The sequence below is a fragment of the Halarchaeum sp. CBA1220 genome (assembly GCF_003721175.2).
In the GTDB taxonomy this organism is placed as follows: Archaea; Halobacteriota; Halobacteria; order Halobacteriales; family Halobacteriaceae; genus Halarchaeum; species Halarchaeum grantii.
The window spans coordinates 908,056-923,647 of record NZ_CP054707.1; the positions used below are offsets into that span (position 1 = coordinate 908,056).

Annotated in this window: 15 protein-coding genes and 1 tRNA gene; 12 read left to right on the plus strand and 4 right to left on the minus strand. The window is 67.2% G+C overall.

All coding sequences use genetic code 11. The annotated features are described in order from the left end of the window. Positions 1-34: 34 nt before the first annotated feature. Positions 35-895 carry a RimK family alpha-L-glutamate ligase gene (locus EFA46_RS04910; protein WP_123074365.1) on the plus strand — a complete coding sequence of 287 codons (861 nt, stop codon included), beginning with the start codon at positions 35-37 and terminating at the stop codon, positions 893-895. Here EFA46_RS04910 and EFA46_RS04915 read toward each other — a convergent pair whose 3' ends face one another. Continuing rightward, positions 896-1,282, minus strand: coding sequence for an Hsp20/alpha crystallin family protein (locus EFA46_RS04915; protein ID WP_123074364.1), 387 nt, complete (start codon positions 1,280-1,282; stop codon positions 896-898). Positions 1,283-1,437: 155 nt separating this feature from the next. Here EFA46_RS04915 and gap point away from each other — a divergent pair, with 155 nt between their 5' ends. The 3 genes from gap to EFA46_RS04930 all read left to right on the plus strand — a co-directional run bounded on the left by gap (position 1,438) and on the right by EFA46_RS04930 (position 4,360). Next, complete coding sequence (gap, locus tag EFA46_RS04920; protein WP_123074363.1) at positions 1,438-2,484, plus strand: type I glyceraldehyde-3-phosphate dehydrogenase; 1,047 nt, start codon at positions 1,438-1,440, stop codon at positions 2,482-2,484. A 163-nt stretch (positions 2,485-2,647) separates the two neighbouring features. Next, entirely contained in the window at positions 2,648-3,862 is a 1,215-nt protein-coding gene (gene pgk / locus EFA46_RS04925; protein WP_176969839.1) for a phosphoglycerate kinase, read from the plus strand. Beyond that, positions 3,863-4,360: a metallophosphoesterase gene (locus EFA46_RS04930; protein ID WP_123074362.1), complete on the plus strand. Its 498-nt coding sequence runs from the start codon at positions 3,863-3,865 to the stop codon at positions 4,358-4,360. It abuts the gene before it with no gap. On the opposite strand, the gene EFA46_RS04935 is transcribed toward EFA46_RS04930, so the two are convergent. Then, positions 4,357-5,442, minus strand: a complete 1,086-nt coding sequence (locus EFA46_RS04935; RefSeq protein ID WP_123074361.1) for a type II glyceraldehyde-3-phosphate dehydrogenase — start codon at positions 5,440-5,442, stop codon at positions 4,357-4,359. The two genes, EFA46_RS04930 and EFA46_RS04935, sit on opposite strands and share 4 nt — an antisense overlap. A 123-nt stretch (positions 5,443-5,565) precedes the next feature. On the opposite strand from EFA46_RS04935, the gene EFA46_RS04940 reads away from it, so the two are divergent. The 4 genes from EFA46_RS04940 (at position 5,566) to EFA46_RS04955 (ending at position 8,684) form a co-directional block, all read left to right on the plus strand. Further along, on the plus strand, positions 5,566-6,507 hold the full coding sequence (locus tag EFA46_RS04940) for an aminopeptidase (RefSeq protein ID WP_123074360.1): 942 nt from the start codon (positions 5,566-5,568) through the stop codon (positions 6,505-6,507). 69 nt (positions 6,508-6,576) lie between these two features. Further along, positions 6,577-7,233 (plus strand): HVO_0476 family zinc finger protein, encoded by a 657-nt coding sequence (locus EFA46_RS04945; RefSeq protein ID WP_123074359.1) that lies wholly within the window; start codon positions 6,577-6,579, stop codon positions 7,231-7,233. A 51-nt stretch (positions 7,234-7,284) separates the two neighbouring features. Next, on the plus strand, positions 7,285-7,911 hold the full coding sequence (locus EFA46_RS04950; protein ID WP_123074358.1) for a protein-L-isoaspartate(D-aspartate) O-methyltransferase: 627 nt from the start codon (positions 7,285-7,287) through the stop codon (positions 7,909-7,911). A 41-nt stretch (positions 7,912-7,952) separates the two neighbouring features. Next, the gene (locus tag EFA46_RS04955; protein WP_123074357.1) at positions 7,953-8,684 is read left to right on the plus strand and encodes a protein-L-isoaspartate O-methyltransferase; all 732 of its coding nucleotides are present in this window, start codon (positions 7,953-7,955) and stop codon (positions 8,682-8,684) included. Here the strand turns inward: EFA46_RS04955 and EFA46_RS04960 are convergent. Further along, the gene (locus tag EFA46_RS04960; RefSeq protein WP_123074356.1) at positions 8,681-9,133 is read right to left on the minus strand and encodes a carboxypeptidase regulatory-like domain-containing protein; all 453 of its coding nucleotides are present in this window, start codon (positions 9,131-9,133) and stop codon (positions 8,681-8,683) included. The two genes, EFA46_RS04955 and EFA46_RS04960, sit on opposite strands and share 4 nt — an antisense overlap. 1,107 nt (positions 9,134-10,240) lie before the next feature. Between EFA46_RS04960 and EFA46_RS04965 the strand changes: the two genes are divergently transcribed. Both EFA46_RS04965 and artA read left to right on the plus strand, forming a co-directional pair. Then, on the plus strand, positions 10,241-12,205 hold the full coding sequence (locus EFA46_RS04965) for a BGTF surface domain-containing protein (protein WP_255494093.1): 1,965 nt from the start codon (positions 10,241-10,243) through the stop codon (positions 12,203-12,205). 255 nt (positions 12,206-12,460) lie between these two features. Then, on the plus strand, positions 12,461-13,357 hold the full coding sequence (gene artA / locus EFA46_RS04970; protein ID WP_123074354.1) for an archaeosortase A: 897 nt from the start codon (positions 12,461-12,463) through the stop codon (positions 13,355-13,357). A gap of 181 nt (positions 13,358-13,538) precedes the next feature. Here the strand turns inward: artA and EFA46_RS04975 are convergent. After that, positions 13,539-13,611, minus strand: a tRNA-Asp gene (locus EFA46_RS04975). A 190-nt stretch (positions 13,612-13,801) separates the two neighbouring features. Here EFA46_RS04975 and EFA46_RS04980 point away from each other — a divergent pair. Further along, on the plus strand, positions 13,802-14,029 hold the full coding sequence (locus tag EFA46_RS04980) for a DNA-directed RNA polymerase subunit H (protein WP_123074353.1): 228 nt from the start codon (positions 13,802-13,804) through the stop codon (positions 14,027-14,029). Beyond that, positions 14,029-15,588: a DNA-directed RNA polymerase subunit B'' gene (locus EFA46_RS04985; RefSeq protein ID WP_123074352.1), complete on the plus strand. Its 1,560-nt coding sequence runs from the start codon at positions 14,029-14,031 to the stop codon at positions 15,586-15,588. Before EFA46_RS04980 ends, EFA46_RS04985 begins: the two co-directional genes overlap by 1 nt. The last annotated feature ends 4 nt before the right edge of the window (positions 15,589-15,592 follow it).

Consider the following 15,592-nt stretch of genomic DNA (forward strand, 5'->3'; position numbering starts at 1 on the left):
GAGGGCTTTTTCCTCGCTCCCGCTAAGGACGGACATGTTTCGCCTCGCGTTCGCCAACGCCGCCGAGACCTTCGAGCGCGTTCGGGCCCCGCTCGCCGAGCGCGGCATCGACGCCGAAGCGGTCTCGGCCTCACATGGTTCGTACTCCCTCTCCGACCCGCCGTTCAGCGTCGAGTCGTTCGACGCGGGCTACGTCTTCCCGGGCCGACTCATGGAGGGCGGGGTCCTCGACGCGTGGCTCGACGTCCCGTGGCTGAACGACCGCGAGGACGTCCTGACGTCGCGGAACAAAGCCGGGGTGCTCGCGACGCTCGAACGCGCCGGCGTCCCGGTTCCCGAGACGGTGATGCTGTCGAACCCGGCCGACACCGCCGACCTCGAGGACGCCTACGCGGCCATCCCGGGCACCGTCGTCGTGAAGCCGAACTCGACGACGCGCGGCATCGGCGTCGCGAAGGCCGCCGACCTCGACTCCTTTCTCGGTATCGCCGACTACCTCGACCTCGTGCACGACTACCGGGCGACCGGTGACCGTTCCTACCTCGTCCAGGAGTACCTCCCGGACGCGCGCGACTACCGCGTGATGGTGCTCGACGGCGAGGTGGTGGGGACGGTCGAGCGCCGCCTCCCCGACGACGCGCGCGAGACGGGGCGCTGGAAGCACAACGTCCACCGTGGCGCCGACGCGGTCGCCGCCGACCCGAGCCCGGCCGTTCTGGACCTCGCCGAGCGCGCGGCGGACGCGCTCGACATCCGGTTCCTCGGCGTGGACGTACTGGAGACGGACGAGCGCGTCGTCGTGAACGAGACGAACGCGCGCCCGACGATCGACGACGAAGAGAAGTACGACGAGGGGTTCTACGACCGGTTCGCGGCGGCCGTGATGTCGCTGTAGTTACTCGAAGCCGATGTTCGCGGACTCCTCGGCGCGCTCGAAGGTGACCTCGAGGACGCCGTTGTTGTAGCTCGCGTTCCCGGAGCGCTCGTCGACGCGCGACGGGAGTTCGATGCGCTCGTCGTACTCGCGGGCGTCCGTCGCGGCGCTGATGGTGAGGGTGCGCCCGTCGCACTTCAGCGAGAGGTCGTCCCTCTCGACGCCGGGGAAGTCGCCGATGACGCGGATTTCGTCCTCGCTCTCCTGGACGTCGAGATGCGTGTCGCTCCCGAAGCCGGCGTCGTCGTAGCCGGACTCGTTCGGGGAGTTGCGCATCATGTCGTCCATCATGCGCTCGATCTCGCGGAAGAAGTCGTCGAAGGGGTCGTCCCGGTCGTCGCGTCTCATACCGCCGAATACGCCGCTCGCGGCCAAAAGGTTTCGGGGTGTCGGCGAATCGCCGGACGATCCGCAACTTCTTGTGGAGAGGTACCACGATATACATAGTCTACCGCTGGCTCGTTCCGTCGGGTTTTAAGCCCGATGATTGGTATTACTCAAGTATGAGTGAACCCTCCCTCGACGCCGAGGAAACGGGCGAAGTCGTGCGCGTGGGACTGAACGGGTTCGGCCGCATCGGACGCAACGTCTTCCGCGCCGCCCTCGAGGACCCCCGCATCGACCTCGTCGGCATCAACGACGTCATGGACTTCGACGACATGGAGTACCTCGCGCAGTACGACACCGTCATGGGCCGCCTCGACGGCGTCGAGCGCGACGGCGACGAACTCGTCGTGAACGACTCCAGCGTCCAGCTCCTCAACGTTCAGGACCCCACCGACCTCCCGTGGGGCGAGCAGGACATCGACGTCGCCCTCGAGTGTACGGGCATCTTCCGCGAGCGCGGCCAGGCCGCCCAGCACCTCGACGCGGGTGCCGAGAAGGTCGTCATCTCCGCGCCGCCGAAGGGCGAGGAGCCCGTGAAGCAGCTCGTCTACGGCGTCAACCACGACGAGTACGACGGCGAGGACGTCGTCTCGAACGCCTCCTGTACGACGAACTCCGTCACGCCGGTCGCGAAGGTGCTCGACGAGGAGTTCGGCATCGAGACGGGGACCCTGACGACCGTCCACGCCTACACGGGTTCGCAGTCGCTCATCGACGGCCCGCAGGGCAAGACCCGCCGCGGGCGCGCCGCCGCCGAGAACATCGTCCCGACCTCGACGGGCGCCGCGCAGGCCGCCACCGAGATCCTCCCCAACCTCAAGGGCAAACTCGACGGGATGGCGATTCGGGTCCCGGTCCCGAACGGCTCGATCACCGAACTCGTCGTCGACCTCGACGCGGAGGGCGTCACCGCCGAGGAGATCAACGACGCGTTCCGCGACGCCGCCGACTCCGGCCCGCTCGCCGGCGTCCTCGGCTACACGGACGACGAAGTCGTCTCCAGCGACATCCTCGGCCTCCCGTTCAGCTCGACGGTCGACCTGAACTCCACGAACGTCATCGGCGAGAACGGCGAGCTCGTGAAGATCCTCACGTGGTACGACAACGAGTACGGCTTCTCGAACCGCCTGCTCGACGTCTCCGCGTACATCACGCAGTACTAGTCGCGCCACGCGCGACTGAACGAACGAGCGGCGACGCCGTGAGCGGGGCGCGCCACGCGCGACTGAACGAACGAGCGGCGACGCCGCGAGCAACGTCGCGCTACGCGCGCCGCGCACCGCTTTTCGCCCACCGCTAAGTACCCACCACCCGATCCATCCGACTATGAGCTTCAACACACTCGACGACCTCGAACCCGGCCAGCGCGTGCTGGTCCGCCTCGACCTCAACTCCCCCGTGGAGGACGGCACCGTGCAGGACAACCGCCGCTTCGAGCGCCACGCCGAGACCGTGCGCGAGCTCGCCGAGCGCGGCGACCGCGTCGTCTGCATGGCCCATCAGGGCCGGCCCGGCGACGACGACTTCGTCTCGCTGCGCCAGCACGCCGACATCCTCGCCGAACACGTCGGGCGCGACGTCCGCTTCGTCCCCGACACCTACGGCCCCGAGGCCGTCGAGGCCATCGGCGGATTGGACGACGGTGAGATACTCCTGCTGGAGAACGTCCGGATGTGCGAGGACGAACTCCCGGAGGCAACCCCCGAGGAGAAGGCCGAGACGGAGTTCGTGCGGACGCTCGCCGCCGAGTTCGACGCGTACGTGAACGACGCCTATTCGGCCGCGCACCGCAAGCACGCCTCGCTCGTCGGCTTCCCGCTCGTCCTCCCCAGTTACGCGGGTCGCGTCATGGAGTCCGAGTACGAGGCGAACACCGCCATCGCGGAACGGGAGTTCGACGGGCAGGTGACGATGGTCGTCGGCGGCACGAAGGCCACCGACGTCATCGGCGTCATGAACGCCCTCGACGAGAAGGTCGACCGGTTCCTGCTCGGGGGGATCGCGGGCGAGCTCTTCCTCCGCGCCGCCGGCTACCCCGTCGGCGAGGACGTCGAGGGATTGGACCTCTTCGACGAGCAGTGGGAGCAGAACGCCGACACCATCCGCGCGCTCCTCGAGGAGCGCGGCGACCAGATCACGCTCGCGAAAGACCTCGCCTACGAGGACGCTGAGGGCGAGCGCGCCGAAGTGCTCGTCGAGGACGTCGCGGAGAAGACGCAGGGCTTCCTCGACGTCGGCACCGACACGGTCGCCGTCTACGACGACGTCGTTCGGGACTCCGAGGCCGTCTTCGTGAAGGGCGCGCTCGGCCTCTTCGAGGACGAGCGCTTCAGCGTCGGGACGGTCGGCGTCCTCGAAGCCATCGCGGAGACGGACTGCTTCAGCGTCGTCGGCGGCGGCGACACCTCGCGCGCCATCGAGATGTACGGGCTGAGCGAGGACGACTTCTCGCACGTCTCCATCGCCGGCGGCGCGTACATCCGCGCGCTCACCGGCGACCCGCTCCCCGCCGTCGAAGTCCTCGAAGCGGAGGCGAACTGAATGCTCGTCGGCGTCGTCTCCGACACCCACGACGACCTCGAACGCGCCCGGCGCGCGGTCGCGCACTTCGAGGACGCGGGCTGTGAGACCGTCGTCCACTGCGGCGACGTCGTCGCGCCGTTCACCGCCGCCGTCTTCGAGAGCGACGCGTTCGACTTCCACGCCGTCCGCGGGAACAACGACGGCGAGTGGGCGCTCCGGGACGCCATCGAGGCGTTCGGGACGTACCACGGCGAGTCCGCAGCGCTCACGCTCGGTGGCGCCGACTTCGCCGTCTACCACGGCACGAGCGAGACGCTCGTCGACGCGCTCGTCTCGTGTGGCGACTACGACTACGTCCTGCACGGGCACACGCACGAACGCGGCCACGACATCGCGGCCGGCACGCAGCGCGTGAACCCCGGCGGCCTCCCCTTCTCCGGTGGCGACGACCGCTATCACGTCGCGACCATCGACACCGAGAGCGGCGACGTGACGTTCGCGGACCTCGACGACTAGTCGTCCGCGCTCGCGGCCGCGCCCTCGCCGTCCGCGGCGACGCGCCGCGTCTCCTCGCTCTCGCCGAAGCCGACGCCGAGCGCGCGGTTCGTCTCGACGACGCTCTCGGCGGCCTCGGTGTCGGTGCAGACCGCGCGGATGGCGTCCACGTTCTCCGGGACGACGTCGCTCTCCTGGTGGATGGCCTGGAAGAAGTAGAGGTCGCGACCCTCGACGGCGATGGACTCCGCCCAGACGCAGTTCTCCCAGAGGTCGCCGCGCGGCCGGCCCGCGTCCTGCGCGTACTCCTTCAGGTGCGCGGGACCGGCGACGCGCGCGTCGCCCGGCACGAGGAAGACGCGGGACTCGTCGGTGAGCGTCTCCGCGACGGCCGCCGCCTCGGCCTCCGTCTCGAGGGTGACGTTGACGCTGTGGAGGTGCATCAGGGTCGCCGGCACCGTGACGCCCATCGTGTCCACGGCGAGGTCCGGGAGGACGGTGTTGACGTCCGGGCCGTGGTGGGAGGGGACGGTCACGGGGTCGGGGAGGATGTCGTTGATGGGGCCGCGATCCGGCTGGCTCGGGTCGCCGCCGCGGCGGACGAGCGTCGCGCGCGCCTTCTCGACGCCGTACTGTTCGTCGAGCGGCGCGAGGACGCGCGAGAGGCCGGTGGTGTTACAGGAGACGACGCGGACGTGCTCGGCGTCGCTCGCCGCCACTTCGTCGTAGTTCGCGCGTGCGTTGAAGCTCGCGTCCGCGACGTCGGCGTCCTCGCCGCCCTGGTAGAGGGCGGGCGTGTCGTGGCGCTCGTAGACGGCGCGGTTCTCGGCGCCGATGCCGGCGGGCGTACAGTCGACGACGATGTCGCTCTCGACCACGAGGTCGTCCAGGTCCCCGGCGACCGGGACGCCGGCGTCGTCGAACGCGTCGCGCCGGTCCTCGCGCGCGGCGTGGACGGGATAGCCGCGTCGATGGGCGGCCTCGGCCTCGAAGTTCGGAGTCGTCTTCGCGACTCCGGCGACTTCCATGTCGGGTTGTGCCGCAACCGCGTCCGCGACGCGCTTGCCTATCGTCCCGTATCCATTGACGCCGACTCGGAGCATCACGTGGTCCTCCGTGTTACACCCGATTAATTCTTTCGAGAATTCTTACAAGAAATTAACTACGCGGTGAGTAAGTCCGACCGACCCGCAAGGGCTAACGGCGCGGCGGGAGAGGCCACACGTATGCCCACCCTTCGCGAGGCCGCCGACACCGCCGTCGTCCAGTGTCTCGGTATCACCGCAGACGACACCGTCGTCGTCGTCACCGACGACGAGCGCCGCCCAATCGGTCAGGCCCTCTACGAGGCCGCCCGCGACGTCACCGACGACGTCACCGTCCTCCAGTATCCGCCCGGCGAGCAACACGGCGCCGAACCGCCCGCCCCCGTCGCCGCCGCCATGCGCGAGGCCGACGCCTTCCTCGCACCGACCACGAAGAGTCTCTCGCACACCCGCGCGCGCTCCCGCGCGAGCGACGCCGGCGTCCGGGGCGCCACCCTCCCCGGCATCACCGAGGACGTCTTCACTACCGGCCTCGACGCCGACTACGCCACCATCCGTCGCCACTGCGCCGACGTCCTCGCGCAGGTCCGGGACGCCGAGGAAATCAGAGTGACCACGGACGCCGGCACCGACATCACCGTCGCGCCCGGCGCGCGCGAGTGGCGCCAGGACACCGGCATGGTCCACGAGGCGGGGGACTTCTCCAACCTCCCCGCCGGCGAGGTGTTCGTCTCCCCCGAAACCGCCGACGGCACGTACGTCGTCGACGGCACCATGATGCCCCACGGCCGCCTCGACACCGAACTCCGCTTCGAGGTCGAGGACGGCACGGTCACCGGCATCTCCGACGACGACGTCCGCGAACAGGTCGAGGCCGCCGCCGACGAGGTGGGCGACGCCGCGTACAACCTCGCCGAACTCGGCATCGGCACCAACGTCGCCGTCACCGACCTCGTCGGGAGCGTCCTCCTCGACGAGAAGGCCGCCGGCACCGTCCACATCGCCATCGGCGACGACGCGGGCATCGGCGGCGACGTCGATGCCCCCATCCACCTCGACGGCATCATCCGCGACCCCACGGTCTACGCCGACGGGGAGGAAGTGCACCTCCCCGAACCCTAGAGAGACACCCGCACGCGAACGCTCAGGCCACTCCTCGGGTTTTTACGGCTCCGGTCGCTTACACCACGTATGAGCGAACACGTCGAGCGGGCGCCCGTCGCGTGCCCGTCCTGTTCTCCGGACCGCGAGACGGTCCACGAGGTCCTCACCACCGGGGGCGGCACCGCCACCGTCCGCTGCACCGAGTGCGGCCACACCCACAAAGCCCCCCTCGAAGACGAGAACACAGTCGAACCCACCGTCGTCGTCTCCCAGGACGGCGACTCCTTCACCGCCACCGTCGAGATGCCCGGCGACGAGCGCGTCGAGAAGGGCGACGAGTTCATCCTCGAAACCGACGACGTCATCATGCAGGTCCGGGTCACCGCCATCGAAGTCGGCCCCGAGGAGCGCGTCGGACGCGCCGACGCCGGCGACATCGACACCGTCTGGTCGCGCGCCGTCGACAACGTCTCGGTCCCGATCACCGTCCACCCGCGCGACGGCGAGGGCGACGGCACCCGCAGCCTCGACCTCCAACTCCCCGGCGACGAGGAGTTCACCATCGGCGAGACCTACGAGTTCGGCGAGGAGGAGTTCGAAGTCGAAGCCATCCACGTCCGCGACAGCGCCGTCGCCAACTACGACTTCCAGAAGCTCGGCCACGAGGGCGACACCGTCCTCGCCAAGGACGTCAAACGCGTCTACGGCATCGACAAGTCCTCGAAAGCCTGGTCGGCCTGGTAGGACACCGACGCGGCCCCCACCTTTTCACGCGTCCCACGCGCGCACTCGATCATGGAGTACGAGAAGGCACGCGACCGACTCGCCGACCGACTCGAGCGCCGCTACGACCTCGAGGCGCGCGTCGCCGAGGCGATACGCACCGTCCCCCGCCACCTGTTCGTCCCCGAGGAACACCGCGAGCGGGCCTACGCCGACCGCCCGCTCCCCATCGGCCACGACCAGACCGTCAGCGCGCCGCACATGGTCGCCGTCATGGCCGACCACCTCGACCTGACCGCCGGCGAGGCCGTCCTCGAAATCGGGACGGGGTGTGGGTATCACGCCGCCGTCACCGCCGAACTCGTCGGCGCCGAGCACGTCTACAGCGTCGAATACGTCCGTGACCTCGCCGAGGACGCCCGCACGACCCTCTCCGACGCCGGCTACGGCGACGTCTCCGTCCGCCACGGTGACGGCCACGACGGCTGGCCCGAGCACGCCCCCTACGACGCCGCCTACCTCACCTGCGCCACCGGCCAACTCCCCGACGCCGTCCTCGAGCAGACCCGCACCGGCGGGCGCGTCCTCGCACCCGTCGGCGACCTCGCACAGGAACTCGTGCTCGCGCGCGTCCGCGAAGATGGTATCAAACGCGAACGCCTCGGCGGCGTCCGCTTCGTCCCCATGCAGGGCGAGTAGGTCGCCGGGCAGTTCAAGAGCCTCCGCGCCAACCCGGAGGTATGGAGTACGCCGCCGCACGCGACGGGATGGTCGACAGCCTCGAACACGAACTCCGAGGCGTCGTCGACCCCGAACCCGTCGGCGAAGCGATGCGCGCCGTCCCCCGCCACGAGTTCGTCGACGACGCCGACCACCGCGCCTACAACGACCGCGACTTCGAAGCGTACGGCACGCGCGTCCTCGCCCCCAGCACCGTCGGACACCTCCTCGACACGCTCGCTCCCGAACCCGGCGACGACGTCCTCGTCGTCGGCGCCGGCGTCGGCTACACGAGCGCCGTCCTCGCCGAAATCGTCGGCGCCGAGCACGTCCACGCCGTCGACATCACACGCCGCGTCGTCTGGGTCGCCCGCGACAACCTCCGGCGCGCCGGCTACGCGGGCGCGCTCGTCGACTGCCGCGACGGTAGCCGGGGGTTCCCCGAGTACGCGCCCTTCGACCGCATCCTCGTCGAGGCCGCCGCCGTCGACGTCCCGCGCGCGCTCCGCGACCAACTCGCCGAGGGCGGGCGACTCGTCATGCCGCTCGGCACCGGCGACCAGCGACTCGCCACCGTCGACGAACGCGGAACGACCGAGGGCGACGCCGTCGCGTTCGCCCCGCTCCTCGTCGAGGGCGAACAGCACGGCGTCCCCGTCAGAAACAGGACCGAACGCGAGGACCGCGAGCACGCGCAGAAGCACCACCAGCGCCGTCGCGGCTGGGAGCTCGACTGGATCGACTGGGACTAGCGCACGACCAGGATATTCGTGTTCGCGCGCCGGTCCGCGTAGTCCCCGTTCGGCGCCTTGATGGCGATTCCGAGCGTCCCCTGCCCCGACGTCGCCGTCAGCGTCGCCGTCACCTCGAACGTCGCGACGCCGCTCGCGTCCGTGCGCGCGACGACCGGCCCGCCGCGCTCCAAGCCGGCCGTCTCCGGCGACAGCACGACCGCGACGTCAGACACCGACTGGCCGTTCGGGTCCACGACCTCGACCGTGACCGTCTGCGCGCCCGCCTCGATCACGTCCGGCGTCGGCCGCGCGTCGAGCTCCGCCGTCGTCAACGCGCCGACGCCCGACACCATGCTCAACATCACGCCGAGGACCGCCGTCCCCACGACGAACGAGACGACGAGACGAATCGGCAGTCCAGCGATACCGCGGTCCTCGCCCGACGGGCGAAACTGTGGGAGTTGCACGGCCCGCCCTGGTTCCCTCCCCGTATTTGAAGCTTCGTTCGGGGTGACCGATACCGGCCGACGGCCATCCGTGACTCTGGTCGATGGCGATCCGCGCGTCGTCTACCCACTCGCCGCCCTGCTCGCCGCCGTCACGGTCGGCTACGGTGTGCCCCTCCTCGGAACGTGACCGTCTCCGCCCTCGCCGTCGTCGGCGTCGCCCCGCCATCCTCACACTCACCAACCTCGCCGTCCTCCGCTGACGGGTTTATGTACCGTCTCGGTCCCGACCTCTGAGAACGGACGCATTTCTGCCGCGTCTCAGACGGCCGCACAGGGGCGTCTCACGCCCAAATCATGAGAACAAGACACACAATTTCACGCCGTCGAGCACCGAATACAACACAAAGTATTTACCCGCGACGACAGTTGTAACCGATGTACCCCTACCGACCGGCAACCACGCTCAGTACCGTCGGCACCCGTCGACGGAGACGGCGTGAGCGCCGAACCAATCCACAACAAACTATGACAGGATCCAATTCCAAGCTCCGCGCAGTCTTCCTCTCTGCGCTGATGGTGCTTTCCGTCTTCGGCGGCGCCATCGCGTTCTCGGGAGGGGCTGCTGCAGCGAGCACTTCCGGCTCCCTTTCGTCCGCCAGCGATACAGCGGGCGAAACCACGACCTATACAGCAACGATCAACGCAAGTGACGTGAGTAACCTCTCCGTCTCGACGACGTTCGAACTTGACTTCAACACTGCTTACGGGGACAACAGTGGTTCCCTGAGCAATGTTGGACAGGGAGACATCCAGCGTATCGGTATCGACTCTGACGGCGATACCAGCACTCTGGAGACCAACCTTTCCGTGGACTCGGTCTCTCAGGCTAACGCTAACGTGATGGACGTCTCCATCGACGACAGCACGAGCTCGTCTGACCGCACGCTCAGCAGCGGCGACCAGCTCGTGATTGAGTTCGCCGATGCTCAGAACCCCACGACCGCTGGGTCGCCCTACAGTGCGACTCTCACTCTCCACAATGAGAGTGGCTCTGACGACACGTCCTCCGTCTCGCTGTCTATCGGGACCTCGGACACGTCGTCTAACTACGGCGACGCTGACGTCGTGATCAACAGCACCAACAGCAACAACGGCACCCTCGTCTTCCAGGGCCAGACGGTCCTCGGAGACGACATGGGCGCTAACGAACCGGTTACGCTCCGCCGGGTTCTCGACGATGGTAGCCAGTTTGTCCGCCAGAACACGGCCGACGGTGATGGCCAAGTCACCTTCGACACGGAAGGCCTCTCTGCGGACGACTACTACATGGTTAGCGAAGACGGTAGCCAGCGCTGGGACTTCGAGGTTGCCGTCCAGTCTCTCGACGCGTCCTTCGATGACGACTCCGTGAAGCAGTCGGAAACGACGCTCGACATCGAGTCCAACCGCGGTGGCACGTTCCACGTGAACGTCTCCGCGAGCGGCCTCGACTCCGACGAGCTCACGGACATCTTCGGTACGTCTTCCGACGCTGACGTTGTCACCGTCTCCGAAGACGACGACAACATCACGCTCGAAACGAACGACGGCGAGAGCATCGACGCTGACTTCAGCGACATCGACGCCGACGAATACAACTTCTCCGTTGACGTGATCGACACGGCGGCCTACGACGAGGCCTCGATCTCCGTCACGGACGCTGGCGAGACGTCTGTCTCCGTTTCCCCGCAGACCATCTCCCAGAACCAGGGTGACGTCGCAGAGATCACCCTCGACCTGACCGCTTCGGACAAGGCCACGCTCGTCATCGGTGGCGACGAGGCCAACTTCCAGTCCAACATCACCGTCACGGACGATGACGACGACGGTACGGTCACGGTCTACTACAACACGTACGCCGCTGGTCACCTCTCCAGTGCGGAGTTCAACCAGTCGGACATCGCCTGGGTTGACAGTGACAGCGACGACGAGCTCAACAACTACAACGAGTCCAAGACGCTCGACAACATCCTCGACACCGGTGACTACGACATCGCCGCCAGCGCCGGTCACGAGGACCCCAGCACCGTGCTTGACGAGCCGGACGGTGTCGGTACGCTCTTCCTGACGGAGCGTTCCACGAACTCCCACGCGGTCTGGACGGTCCCGTCCGACCAGTGGAGTGACATCTCCTCTGACGACCTCGACTCGCTCGACGACCTGAACCTCACGCAGGATAGCACGATTGCGTACGACGACGACACCAGCAACGGTGACGTCGTCGTTCACCAGATCGGCGTGACCGGCATCTTCGGCTCCTACGAGGCTGCCGGCTCCATCGCCGACATGAACAACGTCACGATCACGCTCGAGCAGACGGACGAGAGCACCGGTCCGAACGCGGACCCGAAGACCATCAACATCAGCAACAGCAACGCGAAGGTCATCGCTGACGCTGACAACGACACGCTCTACGTCGCGTTCGACTCCGACAACTTCGACGTCGAGAGCGGCTCCCTCGAAGTCGACGACGCCTACAACGCGACGTTCTCCGTCCACGAGGACTCGTGGCTGAACAGTGACGAGGACGACCCGCAGAACGTCAGCGCCGAGTTCTCCATCGACGAGGCGGAGACCACCTTCGACGCTGACCCGATCGAGGTCACCGCGACCGAAAACGCGATGATCTCGGGTACGTCCACTGCTGCGCCCGGTTCGGACGTCACGATCCGCGTCCGCTCCGACTCCAGCGAGAACCCGTTCATCAAGACGGTCGACACCACTGTGACCTCTAACGGCACGTTCAGCGGCACCTTCGACTTCAGCGGCATCTCGGTCGACACCGAGTTCACGGCGAACGCCCGTGGCCCGCTCTCGACCACCGACGAAGTCGACGGTTCCGTCGTTGAGGCGCAGATGACGTCCACGACGACGTCCACGACGTCCACGACGTCCACGACGACGTCCACGACGTCCACGACGACGTCCACGACGTCCACGACGACGTCCACGACGTCCACGACGAGCGGCGGTACGCCCGGCTTCGGTGCCGGCGTCGCCCTCGTCGCGCTCGCTGGCGCTGCGCTCCTCGCGCTCCGCCGCGACAACTAACGCCAATCACGACTGACCGGCGTTACCGGTCACTCGACGTTTCCTTTCTTTCGACGTTGCTCGGACAGCGGTACAGCCGTTTCGCGGTGTCGCACGCTCCGCTCGGGACGCCCGGGCCGACGTGAAACGATACTCGCGAACGATTCCGTGACGTGGCTCAGTTCCTGCTCGAGACTGGCCCGCGTCGCTCTCGTTTAGTGAGTCGCGGTAACGAACAAATATATACTCTTGAACGCCCAATCTGCGGGCGTCACTATGGCGCTCGAAACCACGAACACGCTCGCGTGGATCGTCGTCGCGTCGTTCGCGGTGAGCGCCCTCCTCAGCTACTTCGGGCGCGACCGATACGCGCGTACGCTCGCGGGAGCGACGTGGCTCGCGTTCGCGGTGTTCTGGGCGCTCCTGGTCCCCCATTTCTGGTTCGTCCAGAAGAGCGTCATCGAGACGGTGCTCGTCGCCGCTGCGGTGCCGGGCTGTGCGTACGTCGGCTACCTCGTTTACGCGTCGCGGCCGTCGCTGATGGTGCTCTCGCGCGCCGTCGCGGTGATGGGCGTCATCTACCTCCCGGTCCTCACGGTCGACTGGGTGGCGCGACGACTCATCACCGCGACGACGATGCAGAGCGCGTGGCTCCAGCGCCTCCTCGGCTACCAGCCCGAGGTACTCACCGGCCCGACGGTCGAGTCCTCACACACCGGCTTCCCGCACGCGTTCCTCTACGTGATGGACGGTCACCGCTACCTGCTGGAGGTGCTCCTCGCGTGCACCGGCATCGGTAGCATCTCGCTCGTCGCGGGCGTCATCGTCGCGCTGAACGCCCCCATTCGCCGCCGATTGCTCGGCCTGGGCGTCGTCGTTCCTGTCATCTACGCGCTGAACGTCGTGCGCGTCTCCTTCATCGCTATCGCGCACGGCAACCAGTGGTTCGACGGGCCTCTCTCGCGCCAGGTCGTCGCGCTCGTCTTCAGCCCGACGCAGACGAACGCGGCGTCGTACTACATGGCCGACCGCGTCATCGCCCAGTCGCTCTCCGTCGTCGCGCTCGTCCTCATCACGGTCGCACTCCTCCGGCTCCTGCCGGAGCTGGAGACCGTCGTCAGCGACCTCCTCTACGTCGCGACCGGGAACGAGTACGACCTCTCGCGGGAGTGACGGGCGGCTCTCGGTGAGTCGTGCTCTTTTTCGACCTCGGCGTCGCTGCGGCTGTGTTAGTGTCGTCGCGGCGTGTCCTCACACGCCACAGTCGAGTCGTCGCCACGATCGGGAGAGTCGTAACTGAAAACGAGTCCGAACAACGGAAGCGGTCCGCTACGAAGTCAGAGTATCAGAGGAACGCCCGGAGCGGGATTTGAACCCGCGTCACGACCGTGACAGGGTCGTATGATGGGCCACTACACCATCCGGGCATCGGACGCATCTCTTCGTAACCGGGTGAAGTAATTAAGACTTTCTTTCCGACCCCCTCTTAGTCATGCGTTGACGCGGCCGGTACGCTCTCGCACGCGCATACCCGCTTAACAAGACTTAACCCTCCGGCATGTGAAAGAGCCTGTAGTATCTCGTGAGAGCCGCTTCTGCCCCCACCCAGGTGCACCCATGGTAGATGTAAGCCAACACGAACTCGTTCCCGAGCACACCGTCCTCCCTGAGGACGAGGTAGAGGACGTCCTAGAAGAGTACGGCATCGAGCGTACGTCGCTCCCGAAGCTCAAGCGTCGCGACCCCGCTCTGCCGGACGACGCTGAGCCGGGCGACGTCGTGAAGGTTGTCCGCGACTCCCGAACCACGGACGAAGCCATTGTGTACCGACTCGTCATCGAATAATGCAACAGGAAGACCGACGCCAACTGTCGAGAGCGTATTTCTCGAAGGAACGGCTCGCAGAACACCACTACCGCTCGTTCAACGCGTTCCTCGAACGGGGAATGCAGGACGTCGTCACCGAGAAGGGCCGCATCGAGACGGACATCGGTGACAAGGAGGACCAGGAACCCGTCTTCGTCGAACTCGGCGACGTGCGCGTCACGACGCCGCGCGTTCGCGAGGCCGACGGTTCCGAGGAACTCCTCTATCCGCAGGAGGCCCGCCTGCGCAACATCACGTACTCCGCGCCCGTGTTCATGGAGATGAGCATCGTGCGCGGCGGCGAGGAGGAAGAGGAGACGGTCCTCGACACCACCGAGACGAAGGTCGGCCGGATGCCGATCATGGTCGGCTCCTCGAAGTGCAACATCGCGGACTTCAGCGAGGAGGAGCTCGTCGACATCGGCGAGGACCCCGCCGACCCCGGCGGCTACTTCATCGTCAACGGCTCCGAGCGCGTGCTGATGACCTCGGAGGACCTCGCGCCGAACAAGATCCTCGCCGAGTACGACACGAAGTACGGCGACGAGATCCAGGTCGCGAAGACCTTCAGCCAGCGTCGCGGCTACCGCGCGCTCGTGCTCTGCGAGCGCAACCGCTCGGGCATCCTCGAAGTCTCGTTCCCCTCCGTCTCGGGGTCCATCGACTTCGTGACGCTCGTGCGCGCGCTCGGCCTCGAATCCGACGAGGAGATCGTTCACCGCGTCTCCGACGACCCGGAGATCGTGAAGTTCATGCTCGAGAACCTGGAGGAGGCCGACGTCCAGACCGAGGAGGAGGCCATCGAGACGCTCGGTAAGCGCGTCGCCTCCGGCCAGGGCAAGGACTACCAGCTCAAGCGCGCGAACTACGTCATCGACCGCTACCTCCTCCCGCACCTCCACGAGGAGGGCGTCGAGGACGAGGAGACGCGCATCAACAAGGCGTACTACCTCTGTCGGATGGCAGAAGCCTGCTTCGAGCTCGCGCTCGACCGGCGCGAATCCGACGACAAGGACCACTACGCCAACAAGCGCCTGAAGGTCAGCGGCGACCTCATGAAGGACCTCTTCCGGACGGCGCTGAACAAGCTCGCGCGCGACGTGAAGTACCAGCTCGAACGCGCGAACATGCGCAACCGCCAGCTCACCGTGAACACGGTCGTTCGTTCCGACGTGCTCACGGAGCGCCTCGAGCACCCGATTGCGACGGGCAACTGGGTCGGCGGGCGGTCTGGGGTCTCCCAGCTCGTCGACCGAACCGACCACATGGGCGTTCTCTCGCACCTCCGCCGGCTGCGCAGTCCGCTCTCGCGGTCGCAGCCCCACTTCGAGGCGCGTGACCTGCACGCGACCCAGTGGGGTCGCATCTGTCCCTCCGAGACGCCGGAGGGGCCGAACTGTGGGCTCGTGAAGAACTTCGCACAGGCGATGGAGCTCTCACAGAACGTGGACGACGAACAGGAACTGAAAGCCGAACTCTCCTCTATGGGCGTGGAGGGAGTGCCCGGTCTGCGAAACGACGCGCCCGCGGACGACTAACCAC

What these genes read in the sequence shown, in the direction of transcription:
- EFA46_RS04915 (WP_123074364.1), bottom strand. Translation starts at nt 1,282, where the DNA reads ATGAGACGCGACGACCGGGACGACCCCTTCGACGACTTCTTCCGCGAG.
- EFA46_RS04950 (WP_123074358.1), top strand. Translation starts at nt 7,285, where the DNA reads ATGGAGTACGAGAAGGCACGCGACCGACTCGCCGACCGACTCGAGCGC.
- artA (WP_123074354.1), top strand. Translation starts at nt 12,461, where the DNA reads ATGGCGCTCGAAACCACGAACACGCTCGCGTGGATCGTCGTCGCGTCG.
- EFA46_RS04940 (WP_123074360.1), top strand. Translation starts at nt 5,566, where the DNA reads ATGCCCACCCTTCGCGAGGCCGCCGACACCGCCGTCGTCCAGTGTCTC.
- pgk (WP_176969839.1), top strand. Translation starts at nt 2,648, where the DNA reads ATGAGCTTCAACACACTCGACGACCTCGAACCCGGCCAGCGCGTGCTG.
- EFA46_RS04955 (WP_123074357.1), top strand. Translation starts at nt 7,953, where the DNA reads ATGGAGTACGCCGCCGCACGCGACGGGATGGTCGACAGCCTCGAACAC.
- EFA46_RS04930 (WP_123074362.1), top strand. Translation starts at nt 3,863, where the DNA reads ATGCTCGTCGGCGTCGTCTCCGACACCCACGACGACCTCGAACGCGCC.
- gap (WP_123074363.1), top strand. Translation starts at nt 1,438, where the DNA reads ATGAGTGAACCCTCCCTCGACGCCGAGGAAACGGGCGAAGTCGTGCGC.
- EFA46_RS04935 (WP_123074361.1), bottom strand. Translation starts at nt 5,442, where the DNA reads ATGCTCCGAGTCGGCGTCAATGGATACGGGACGATAGGCAAGCGCGTC.
- EFA46_RS04945 (WP_123074359.1), top strand. Translation starts at nt 6,577, where the DNA reads ATGAGCGAACACGTCGAGCGGGCGCCCGTCGCGTGCCCGTCCTGTTCT.
- EFA46_RS04910 (WP_123074365.1), top strand. Translation starts at nt 35, where the DNA reads ATGTTTCGCCTCGCGTTCGCCAACGCCGCCGAGACCTTCGAGCGCGTT.
- EFA46_RS04985 (WP_123074352.1), top strand. Translation starts at nt 14,029, where the DNA reads ATGCAACAGGAAGACCGACGCCAACTGTCGAGAGCGTATTTCTCGAAG.
- EFA46_RS04980 (WP_123074353.1), top strand. Translation starts at nt 13,802, where the DNA reads ATGGTAGATGTAAGCCAACACGAACTCGTTCCCGAGCACACCGTCCTC.